Genomic DNA, 10,547 nt, shown 5'->3' with positions numbered 1-10,547 from the left:
GGAGCTCATTAAGCGCAAGGCCGGCAAGTTCGAGCCCGATCAGTTCAAGGACGAATACCGTGAAGCCGTGTGGGAGCTGATCCAAGCCAAGCTCGAGGACCGGGCTCCGGAAATCGTCACCGAGCAGCCTGGCGGCGCCAAGGTCATCAACATCATGGACGCCCTGAAGAAGAGCGTGCAGCAGGGCAAGAGCGGCGGTCGCGGTACGAAGGCAAGCGCGAAGAAGACCGCCTCATCGCGTTCGACAAAGAAGACCGGCCGCACCGCGAAGCGGAAGTCGGCTTAAGCGATGGCGCGCGCGCCAGGCGAAGACCCCCTTGCCACTTACAAGGCGAAGCGAGACTTCGCCAAGACGCCCGAACCGGGTGCGAAACGTGCGCGCAAGAAGGGCGACAGCTTCGTCATCCAGAAGCACGCGGCAAGGCGCACCCATTTCGATTTCCGCCTGGAGCATGACGGCGTGCTCAAGAGCTGGGCCGTGACACGCGGCCCGAGCCTCGATCCCGCGCAGAAGCGGCTCGCGGTGCGCACCGAGGATCATCCGCTCGAATATGGCGGCTTCGAAGGCGTGATCCCCAAGGGCGAATATGGCGGCGGCCCGGTGATGATCTGGGATGAAGGCACCTGGGAGCCGATCGGCGATCCGGACGAGGGTCTCGCCAAGGGCGACCTCAAGTTCCGGCTGCACGGCAAGCGCCTCAACGGCGACTACGTGCTCGTGCGCATGAAGAAGGACCGCACCGGCGGCAAGCGGGAGAACTGGCTTCTCATCAAAAAGCGTGACGACCATGCCGGCGACGGCGAGGAGCCGACCGAAGTCCACGACACCAGCGTGGTCAGCGGCCGCACCATGGACGAGATCGAGACCGGCGCCGACTCCGCCGTGTGGTCCTCCAACAAGGCTCAAAAAAAAACTCCAGCGCCCAAAAAGCGAACGGCAAAGGCAAGCGCACGCGTAAAGTGAGCGCGCCGCCTTTCGTCGAGCCGCAGCTCGCCACGCTCGAAGCACACGTACCCACGGGCACCGAGTGGCTGCATGAGCTGAAATATGACGGCTACCGCATTGAGGCCTGCAAGGCGGGCGACGAGGTCACCCTGTTCAGCCGCAGCGGGCTCGACTGGACCGTGCGCTTTCCGGCGATCGCCAAGGCGCTCCTCACGCTGCCATGCGTAAGCGCGCTGATCGACGGCGAAGCCGCCTATGTGCTGCCGTCCGGCGTGACAGACTTCAAATCGCTGCAAGAACACATCGACAAGCCCGATCCCGCGATCCGCTACTTTGCGTTCGATCTTCTGTCTCTCGACGGCAAGGATCTGCGCAAAGAGCCGCTCTCAAAACGCAAGGAGACGTTGCGCAAGCTGATGGCGGCGAAGGGCGTGTCCGACTTTCTGATCTATTCCGACCATGTCGTGGGCGACGGTCCCGCCTTTTTCGACAATGCCTGCGGCGCGCAGCTCGAAGGCATCATGTCGAAGCGCGCCGATGCGCCCTATCGCTCTGGCCGCGGCAAGAGCTGGCTCAAGGTCAAGTGCACGAAGTCGCAGGAGTTCGTCATTGGCGGCTTCGCCAAATCTGACGTGCGCGGCAAGCCGTTCTCCGCGCTCCTGCTCGGCGTCTATGACGGCGACGGGCTCATCTTCGCCGGCAGGGTCGGCACCGGCTTCAACGCGCGCGATCTGAAAGCGCTTGCCGCACGTTTCAAGCCGCTCATCCGCAAGACTTCGCCGTTCGAGAGCGTGCCTGCGGCCGAGGGCAAAGGCGCGGTGTGGCTCAAGCCCGAACTCGTCTGCGCGGTGAACTTCACGGAGTGGACGCGAGACGGGCGCCTGCGCCATCCGAGCTTTCAAGGTTTGCGCGAGGACAAGCCGGCGCGTGCGGTGATCCGCGAGGGCAACGAGAGTGAGGAGGCCGCGATGGCCGCAAAGACGAAGATCGTGACCACAAAGGTCAAGACCACAAAGGCCAAGACCACAAAGGCGAAGACCACAAAGGCGAAGACCACAAAGGCGAAGACCGCGAAGGCGAGCGGCGTCAGCTTCGGCGATGTCACGCTGTCGAGCCCCGACAAGCTGCTCTATCCGGAGATCGGGTTCACCAAGCTCGATCTCGCGCGCTATTACGAGAGCGTTGCGTCGGTCATGCTGCCTTACGTGGCGAAGCGGCCCATCAGCCTGGTGCGCTGCCCCGAAGGCGTCGACGGCGAACGCTTCTTTCAGCGCCACGCCATGAAGGGCATGAGCAAGGCGATCAAGCAGATCGCCATTCCCGGCGGCGAGACCAAGAAGCCGTATCTCTATATCGAGAACGAAGACGGGCTGTTCGCGCTGACGCAGATCGGCACGCTCGAGGTTCACGACTGGGGCGTGTCACTCAAGAAGATCGACAAGCCCGACCGTCTGGTGTTCGACCTCGACCCGGACGAGGACCTAGACTTCGCGATCTCGCGCGCCGCGGCGCAAGAAGTGCGCGACTTCCTCGCCGAGCTCGGCTTCAAGAGCTTCCTCAAGGCCACCGGCGGCAAGGGCTTGCATTTGGTGGCGCCGCTCACGCCGAAAGTCGGCTGGGACGAGGTGAAGGAATTCGCCAAGGCGGTCGCCGATGCGCTGGTCACCGCGCGGCCGGACCGCTACACGGCGAATCCGCTAAAGCGCACCCGTGTCGGCAAGATCTTCGTGGACTATTTGCGCAACCAGCGCGGCGGCTCGTCGATCTGCAACTTCTCCACCCGCGCCAAGGCGGGAGCGCCGGTCGCGACGCCGCTCCGCTGGGAGGAGCTGTAGCGCCTCGATAGCGGCGCGCCCTATGACGTCAAGACCCTGCCCGCCCGGCTGAAGCGCCTCAAGACCGACCCCTGGGAGGACTTTTTCATCACCCGCCAGTCGATCACGGCCAAGGCGAAAAAAGCGCTCGGCCTCACCTGAATGTGCCCATGTGACGCCGTTCCTTTTTTGTGCCGACCGCCCTATATTCGGCCCATCCCATCAACAATCGAAAGGAGGTGATCCAGTGTCTCATTGTCATAGCCCGCGGTCTGAGGGTGATACGGCCTGGATGCTCGCCTCTGGTGAGGTCTAGGGCGCATCATCGCCCATAAGCGGTCCTTCGAGACCGCGGCCGACAATGGAAGGGCTGCCCCCTCGCGGGCGGCCCTTCTTTTTTGCCCAAAATCTGGGCTTCGTGCCGGCTTTCGCATTGAAGAATTTTTCAGACCCTTTGGGCCATTGTCGGCCTCATGGTGGGGGCACGTATTGCGTATCTGGCCGCGCTGATGGTGGCGGCTGTCCTTCTCGAAGGGTGCGGCGGCGGCGGCGTTCCGCGCGAAAGCCGGGCCGAGTGGCGCGACAAGGCGGAGGCCCAATGCATGGCCTCGGGCCGCGTGCGCGCGTCGTCCTACGTTCAGCAGGTCTCCGCCAAGAGCGGCCCGAGCGCCTGCAGCATCCGGGCGCCGCTCAAGGTCTCCGGCGCGCTCGGCGGCCGCGTCAGCATCACGCCAACAGCGACCATCGGCTGCCCCCTCACGGCGAGCCTGGACCGTTGGATCCAAAACTCGGTGCAGAAAGCCGCCTATCGCCAATTCGGCAAGCCGGTGGTGGAGATCAGGCAGATCGCCTCGTATAGCTGCCGCGGGCGGAACGGCCGCGGTAGCGGGCCGCTGTCGGAGCATGCTTACGGCAACGCCATCGACATCGCCGGCTTCCGTCTTTCCGACGGCACGCAGATCACCGTGGTCAAGGGCTGGTGGCGCGGCTCCGCCCGCGAGAAAGCTTTCCTCAAGGAGGTGTTCGCGGGCGCCTGCGCTGAGTTTTACACAGTGCTCGGTCCGGGTAGCGACCGTTACCATTACAATCATTTCCATTTCGATCTGCTGGTCACCAACGTGTCCAAGGGGCGTCATTACTGCCGTCCCCAGCCCCGCCGCGGCCTGTTCGCCAAAGCGGACGAGGCCGACCCGCTGTCCACGGCGTCCATCAAGCCGATCCCCTTCACCGGGCCTCCTGGCTCGGACTGAACCGGCATCTCGGGGAGAAAAGACCCGACTGTGGCCCCTCGGCAACGCCGCATCGGCGACAGAGGCGGTATGGTCGCTACGGGAGAATCGCACCAGGAGAGCATGACCTCAGCCATAAGCCTTTGGGCTTGGTTCGATTGGAGGGCGCGATGGCAGCCGAATCATTGGTGCAAATGCTTGAAGAGATTGCCGTCGGGCTGAAAGCCGGCGACGAGGAAGTCTATGGCTGGCTTCGCGAGCAACTCAAGGAATGCGGCGCCAGCGAGATTTCCGTCGAACTCGCCATGGGGGTGATCGCCAGGCTCTTGCCTGAAGAAGCGCAAGGCAATCTCGAACTGGCCGAGCACTACAATCGGCGCTGGGCTCACTAGCGATCCGTAAGATCCCGCTTTAGTATCCGCTTCCCGGCGCAGGACGGAACAAGCCTGTCGCCCTTCTCGTTGTTAGGGCCATGCGCGCGCTTCTGTTGCACAATCCGTCGGCCGGCTCAGGGCGCCATACGCGCGAGGAACTCCTGAACCATCTCGAGCGCGCCGGCTTTGCGACGCGCTATTTCTCCTCCAAGGACGACGACTACAAGGAAGCGCTCGCAGAGCTAGACGCAGAGTTGATCGTCATCGTTGGCGGCGACGGCACTGTCGGCAAAGTCGCACGCCACGTTCCCGACCGAACGGTGCCTGTGGCGATTGTGCCCGGTGGTACCGCGAACAATGTCGCCAGAAGTCTGGCCATCGAAGGCGAGATTCTGGAGATCATCGCAAGGCTTCAAGAGGCGCCGCGGAAGCGACTGGACATCGGCTGCGCAACCGGACCGTGGGGAAGTTGGAAGTTTCTGGAATCCGTCGGCTGGGGCGCGCTTGCTAAGGTCGTCGATATCGGCGTGCCGGAGAGTTCCCGGGAGGTGCAGATCGCCCAAGGTCGCGAGCTGTTCGCCGAGATATTGGAAGCAGCCACGCCAAGCCATGTCAGCCTCGACGCGGACGGACGCCGGATCGAGGGCGACTTCATCTTCGTGGAGATCCTGAATATCGGGATGACGGGGCCCCGCATGCTGATCAGCCCTTCGGCGATGCCCGGCGATCAGCTCCTCGACATCGTCTACCTGCCGGCGGCGCGCAAGCAGGAGATGATCGACTGGCTGCGGTCGGCGCCGGAAGCGACGCCAATCCCCCTGGATGAGATTAAGGCCCAAAAGGTGACTCTCCTCTGGACGGACGGCCCGTTGCGCGTGGACGACGAGGTCTTCGACGCACCCGAACTCCCAAGCCAAGTGCATGTCGAGATCGAGCCGGAGGGACTTCAGGTCTTGGTGCCGCGAGCCGAAGACTAGGCGCGCAGGGCCGTCTCCAAACGCAACCACTGCGCCTCGGCGCCGGGAAGGCCGAAGCGCAGCCACTCGGGCTCTTGTTCGAAGCGCCGCACGAAGATGCCGGCGCGGCCGAGCCGCTCGAAGATCTGTTGCGCATCGGGGCTGCGCACCAGGTGGAACAGCTCCGTGTAGCCGACGATTTCGAGCCCCGCATCCGCAAGCAGTTTCTTGAGTCGGACCGCCGCATGACCTAAGGACATGCGCGTCTCGTCGATCCAATCCCAATCCCACAGGGCGGCCTTGCCAATCGTGAGTGCCGGACCGGAGATCGGCCACGGCCCGAGGCTTGCGCGAAGGCGCGCCGCCAGCTCCGTCGCGGCCAAGGCGAAGCTCAGCCTGAGGCCCGCGAGACCGAAGAACTTGCCGAAGGAGCGCAGCACGACGACATGCGCGTCTTCCACATGGAGACCCAGACTTTCGCCACGCGGCCCTGCGTCCATGAACGCCTCATCGACGATCAAGAGGCCGCCCCGCGCGCGCTGCTGCTCGGCGATACGAAGGAGCTCATGCTTTCCACAGATGCGCCCGTCGGGATTGTTCGGGTTCACCACGATGGCGAGATCGGCATCGCCCAACGGTGCGAGTTCCTTCACGGTGGTCACCTCGTGTCCGGCGAGCGCCGCGACCCGCGCATGTTCCGCGTAGGTCGGTCCCAGGATGGCCGCATGACCGGGGGAGACCAGACCGGCGAGGAGTGTCATCAGAATTTGGCTGCCCGGTGCGGGAACCACATTGGCCTCCGACGGCGCGGCATAGGCTGTCGCGGCGTAGCCTGTGAGCAGATTGAGGCTCTCGGCATCCGGGAGATGCGCAAATTGTTCGGGCCAAACCTCCGGGATGGGGTAGGGATGGGGATTGACCGCCGTCGACAGGTCGAGGAATGGCTCAGGGGCGCCAGGGAACAGCTTTCGGGCCGCGTCGAGATCGCCGCCATGGACGAGCGGCGCGAGTGAGTGGGGAGGGATCATGGCTGCACCGCTAGCACTTCTTGCTTTGCTGACCGAGCTCATCGTCGGCTACCCGGAGGGGCTGATGAAGGCAATAGGCCATCCGGTCACTTGGATGGGCCGTCTCATCGGCTTTCTCGATAAGCGTTTCAACCGTGAGGGCGCCGATGCCGAGTCGCGCCGCCGGGCGGGCGCCATGGCCCTGTTCTTTCTGCTGCTGATCGTCGGCGCCATCGCTTTTGTGGTCGAAACCGCGCTGCTGCTCCTGCCGTTCGGTCTGATCCTCGCCGGCATCGCGTGCAGCGCGTTCATCGCCCAACGCAGCCTCTATGCGCATGTGGCCAATGTCGGCGAAGCGTTGGAGAGCGGCAATCTGGCCAAGGCCCGCGAGGAGGTGGCGCATATTGTCGGCCGCGACACGGCCGATCTCGACGAAGCCGGTGTCGCACGGGCGGCGATCGAGAGCTTGGCCGAGAATTTTTCCGACGGCGTGGTGTCGCCGGTGTTCTGGATCGGGCTCGTCGGCATGACCGGCGGCGCCGTGTACAAGGCGATCAACACCGCCGACAGCATGATCGGCCATCGTAGCGAGCGGTACGAGAATTTCGGCAAGCCCGCGGCGCAGCTCGACGATCTCGTCAACCTGCCGGGCGCGCGGCTCTCGGGCCTGCTGATCGTCGGGGCGGCGGCGCTGTCGGGCGGCGCATCGGCGGGCCGCGCCTGGCACACGATGCTCGGCGATGCCCCCAAGCATGCCTCCCCCAATGCCGGATACCCGGAAGCGGCCATGGCCGGCGCGCTCGGCCTCGCGCTCGGCGGGCCGCGCCGCTACGCGGGCAACGAGACCGAAGGCGCATGGCTTGGCGACGGACGCCGCGAGGCCAAAGCAGCCGACGTCCAAGCCGCGCTCAATCTCTACGGCCGGGCCGACGGGCTGCTGATCGCCCTCGTGATCGTGCTCGCAGCGCTTACCGCGATAACGTGAGCATCGTGTCGATATCGACATGCGCTTCCAAATGTGCGGCGAGGCGGTCGAGGATCTCGTCGACTTGCGCCTCATAGGCAATCTGCGTGGCGCCGGCGGCGAAGCGCGCGAGCCAAACGGCACGCTGACGGTCGTCGGCGAAGAGTCCGTGCACATAGGTGCCAATGACGCGGCCATCGGCCGACATGGCGCCTTCGGATGTGCCGTTCTCGAGAGTTGCAAAGGCCCGCGCGCAATCGGGACCTTGGGTGACACCCATATGCATCTCGTACCCTGAGAAGGGCGCAGCATCGAATGTGGTGCCGCGTGCGGGCTCCAGGCGTTTCTCGCTGGAGACGGTTGTCTCCACATCGAGCAGGCCAAGACCTTGCGCGGTGCCCGCACGCCCCTCGATGCCGTCCGGATCGTGAAGGACGCGGCCGAGCATCTGATACCCGCCGCACAGCCCGAGCAGAATACCGCCACGGCGCAGATGGGCAGCGATGTCGATGTCGAAGCCGGCCTCGCGCAGTGCTTTCAGGTCGGACAGCGTTGCCTTGGAACCTGGGAGGATCACCAGCGCCGCGTCGCCGGGCAGCGCCTGGCCCGGGCGCACGCGCACCAGCTCGATGGCCGGCTCCGCATCCAGCGGATCGAGATCGTCGAAATTGGCGATATGCGGCAGGATCGGCACGGCGACCTTGAGCGAGGCGCCTCGTTTCTCGGCGCGCGCGGCGTCCAGCGCCAGCGCATCCTCGGCAGGAAGGGCCCGCGCCTCGGCGAAGAATGGGATAAGCCCCAGCGCCTGCCATCCCGTGGTCTCGGCGATTTTCGTCATGCCGCCGACGAACAGCGCGGGATCGCCACGGAACTTGTTCACGAGAAAGCCGACGACCATTGCCGCGTCGTCCGCATCGAGCACCGCCTTGGTCCCGACGAGACTGGCGATCACACCGCCGCGGTCGATGTCGCCGATGAGCACTATTGGCACATCGAAAGCGCGCGAGAATCCCATATTAGCGATATCGTTTTCCCGCAAATTCACCTCGGAGGCACTGCCCGCGCCTTCGACCAGAATGATGTCGGCCTGCGCTTTGAGCCGCGCGAAACTGTCCCGCACGAAGCCCATCAGTTCGGGCTTAAGTGCCTGATAATCCGCGGCTTTGGCTTGTCCGTAGACGCGTCCCTGCACCACGATCTGCGCGCCGACCTCGCTCTGCGGCTTCAGCAGCACCGGGTTCATATGCACGCTCGGGACCGCGCCCGCGGCACGCGCCTGCAAGGCCTGCGCGCGGCCGATCTCGCCACCGTCTTCCGTCACGGCAGCATTGTTCGACATGTTCTGCGGCTTGAACGGCAGCACTTTTAGCCCGCGCAGGTGAAGCGCGCGCGCCAAGCCCGCGACGATCAGCGACTTGCCGACATCGGAGCCCGTGCCCTGGAACATGAGCGCCCGGGCGGACATGGCTAGAATTCGATGCCCGCTTGCGCCTTCACGCCGGCGGCGAAGTGATGCTTGACCAGCGTCATGTCGGTGACGAGGTCGGCCGCTTCGATCAGCTCCGCCTTGGCGTTGCGACCTGTCACAATGACATGGAGATCGGGACGCCGGTCTTTCAGCGTGGCGACGACGGACTCGAGCGGTAGATAGTCGTAGCGCAGCGCGATGTTGAGCTCATCGAGAATGACGAGTGCGAAGCTCGGATCGTCCATTAGCTCGACCGCCTTCGCCCAAGCGCGCTCGGCCGCAGCGACGTCACGGGCGAGATCCTGGGTCTCCCAGGTGAAGCCCTCGCCCATGGAGTGCCAGGCAACTTGATCGCCGAACTTGGCGAGCGCGTCGCGCTCGGCCGTGTGCCAAGCACCCTTGACGAACTGTACGATGCCGACGCGCTTTCCCCGGCCGATCATGCGCAGAGCCAGCCCGAAGGCGGCCGTCGATTTGCCTTTGCCGGTGCCGGTGTGGACGATGAGCAAGCCCTTCTCGACGGTCTTGCCGGCGACTTCCTCGTCTTGCGCCGATTTCCGCTTCGCCATCTTGGCCCGATGGCGTTCGGCTTTTTGCTCGTCGACGGACTTGGTCATGACGTTCCTTTCACGATGAGCGCCTGGCCGGCGACCACGAGCACAACACGGCTGGCAATGGCCGCGAGACGCTGGTTGAGCGTGCCTTGGGTGTCGCGGAAAGCGCGGCTGAGTGCGTTGTCCGGCACGATCCCCAAACCGACCTCATTGGAGACGAGAACCGTCGTGCCCTTGCGGCGCAGCAGCGCTTCTTCCAGACTGAGCGTGATCTTGTCGACGTCGAACGCGCCATGCATCACATTGGAGAGCCATAGCGTGAGACAATCCACGAGAACCGCGGCTTCCGGTGGCGCGGCGTCGAGCGCTTGCGGCACTTCATGCGGCGCCTCGATGGTTTGCCAGCCGGCCTTTCGGCGCGCCTTGTGCTCGGCGATACGCGCCGCCATCTCGTCGTCGCGCGCTTCGGCCGTGGCGATATAGATCCACGGCTGGGGCAGCGCTGTGACAAGGCTTTCGGCGTAGCGGCTCTTGCCGGAACGGGCGCCGCCGAGGACGAAGGTGATCCCTTCGCCCCCGGTTGCGTCAGATAGCATTGGAAATCACGCTTCCGGGATGAGCTGTCCGAGAAGGGCCGCCAAGCCGACTCCCACCACCACGGCACCCGCGAGACGCGGCGCGACCGCTGTGACGCCTTCACCGGCCCGACGCGTGATCAAGGCAACGCCGACGGACAGCGCGCTCTGGATGACGACGAGACCCAGCAGATAGGCCCAGAGCGGGGCAGCCTCGGCGCCGACAATCGACTCGCCGTAGGCATAGCCGTGGAGAATCCCGGCGAGACCGAACAGGGCGCCCCAAGCGGCAAGCGGCAACGCCCTGCCGGAAGCCACGAGGGCGCCGATCAGCACGACTGAGGCTGCGACGAGAAGCTCGACACCCGGAAGACTGAACTCGTAGACGTGAAAGGCGACGCCGAGCGCGGAAGCCGCGACGAAGGCTATTGGGAGCGCGAGGCTTAGCCCGCCGACACCGACCGCAACGCCGACGGCGATCAGAAAAGCCAAATGGTCGAGCCCGATGACGGGATGGCCGAGACCCGAAAGCAGGCCTTGGCTGAAGGTAGACGGCATTTCGCCGCCCATCGCATGATGAGCCGAGGCCGGCGCGATCATGAGCAGAAGCGCGGCAATTGCGAGGAAAGCGGTGCGGCGTAGAGAAACGTTCATTTGATC

At 64.7% G+C, this 10,547-nt stretch carries 11 protein-coding genes and 1 pseudogene; 7 read left to right on the top strand and 5 right to left on the bottom strand.

Annotation, left to right across the window (positions count from 1 at the left end; translation table 11 throughout):
• From ACSLE4_RS08650 to ACSLE4_RS08625, 6 genes and pseudogenes are all read left to right on the top strand, one after another.
• A pseudogene (locus tag ACSLE4_RS08650) lies at positions 1-286 on the top strand (hypothetical protein); the annotation flags it as partial.
• A 3-nt stretch (positions 287-289) separates the two neighbouring features.
• The gene (locus ACSLE4_RS08645; protein WP_435904056.1) at positions 290-964 is read left to right on the top strand and encodes a DNA polymerase ligase N-terminal domain-containing protein; all 675 of its coding nucleotides are present in this window, start codon (positions 290-292) and stop codon (positions 962-964) included.
• Positions 961-2,781 carry a DNA ligase D gene (gene ligD / locus ACSLE4_RS08640; RefSeq protein WP_435904055.1) on the top strand — a complete coding sequence of 607 codons (1,821 nt, stop codon included), beginning with the start codon at positions 961-963 and terminating at the stop codon, positions 2,779-2,781. The genes ACSLE4_RS08645 and ligD overlap by 4 nt, the downstream gene beginning before the upstream one ends.
• Before the next feature lie 452 nt (positions 2,782-3,233).
• Entirely contained in the window at positions 3,234-4,010 is a 777-nt protein-coding gene (locus ACSLE4_RS08635; protein ID WP_435904054.1) for an extensin-like domain-containing protein, read from the top strand.
• A 149-nt stretch (positions 4,011-4,159) separates the two neighbouring features.
• Positions 4,160-4,381 (top strand): hypothetical protein, encoded by a 222-nt coding sequence (locus tag ACSLE4_RS08630; protein WP_069624498.1) that lies wholly within the window; start codon positions 4,160-4,162, stop codon positions 4,379-4,381.
• Positions 4,382-4,461: 80 nt separating this feature from the next.
• Positions 4,462-5,340 (top strand): diacylglycerol/lipid kinase family protein, encoded by an 879-nt coding sequence (locus ACSLE4_RS08625; protein ID WP_435904053.1) that lies wholly within the window; start codon positions 4,462-4,464, stop codon positions 5,338-5,340.
• Here ACSLE4_RS08625 and cobD read toward each other — a convergent pair.
• Complete coding sequence (cobD, locus tag ACSLE4_RS08620; RefSeq protein ID WP_435904052.1) at positions 5,337-6,347, bottom strand: threonine-phosphate decarboxylase CobD; 1,011 nt, start codon at positions 6,345-6,347, stop codon at positions 5,337-5,339. The genes ACSLE4_RS08625 and cobD overlap by 4 nt on opposite strands.
• Here cobD and cbiB point away from each other — a divergent pair.
• Positions 6,346-7,311: an adenosylcobinamide-phosphate synthase CbiB gene (cbiB, locus tag ACSLE4_RS08615; RefSeq protein ID WP_435904051.1), complete on the top strand. Its 966-nt coding sequence runs from the start codon at positions 6,346-6,348 to the stop codon at positions 7,309-7,311. The genes cobD and cbiB overlap by 2 nt on opposite strands.
• Here the strand turns inward: cbiB and ACSLE4_RS08610 are convergent.
• The 4 genes from ACSLE4_RS08610 to ACSLE4_RS08595 are packed head-to-tail and all read right to left on the bottom strand — an operon-like array spanning position 7,295 to position 10,541.
• Positions 7,295-8,755 carry a cobyric acid synthase gene (locus tag ACSLE4_RS08610; protein ID WP_435904050.1) on the bottom strand — a complete coding sequence of 487 codons (1,461 nt, stop codon included), beginning with the start codon at positions 8,753-8,755 and terminating at the stop codon, positions 7,295-7,297. The genes cbiB and ACSLE4_RS08610 overlap by 17 nt on opposite strands.
• 2 nt (positions 8,756-8,757) lie before the next feature.
• Entirely contained in the window at positions 8,758-9,375 is a 618-nt protein-coding gene (gene cobO / locus ACSLE4_RS08605) for a cob(I)yrinic acid a,c-diamide adenosyltransferase (RefSeq protein WP_435904049.1), read from the bottom strand.
• Positions 9,372-9,908, bottom strand: a complete 537-nt coding sequence (cobU, locus tag ACSLE4_RS08600) for a bifunctional adenosylcobinamide kinase/adenosylcobinamide-phosphate guanylyltransferase (RefSeq protein WP_435904048.1) — start codon at positions 9,906-9,908, stop codon at positions 9,372-9,374. The genes cobO and cobU overlap by 4 nt, the downstream gene beginning before the upstream one ends.
• Before the next feature lie 6 nt (positions 9,909-9,914).
• Positions 9,915-10,541, bottom strand: a complete 627-nt coding sequence (locus ACSLE4_RS08595; RefSeq protein WP_435904047.1) for a HupE/UreJ family protein — start codon at positions 10,539-10,541, stop codon at positions 9,915-9,917.
• Between the last annotated feature and the right edge of the window lie 6 nt (positions 10,542-10,547).

This window comes from Methyloceanibacter sp., from assembly GCF_051306395.1.
Lineage (GTDB): Bacteria > Pseudomonadota > Alphaproteobacteria > Rhizobiales > Methyloligellaceae > Methyloceanibacter.
The sequence above is the reverse complement of the archived record's forward strand: the minus strand, read 5'-3'. Positions and strand labels throughout refer to the sequence as shown.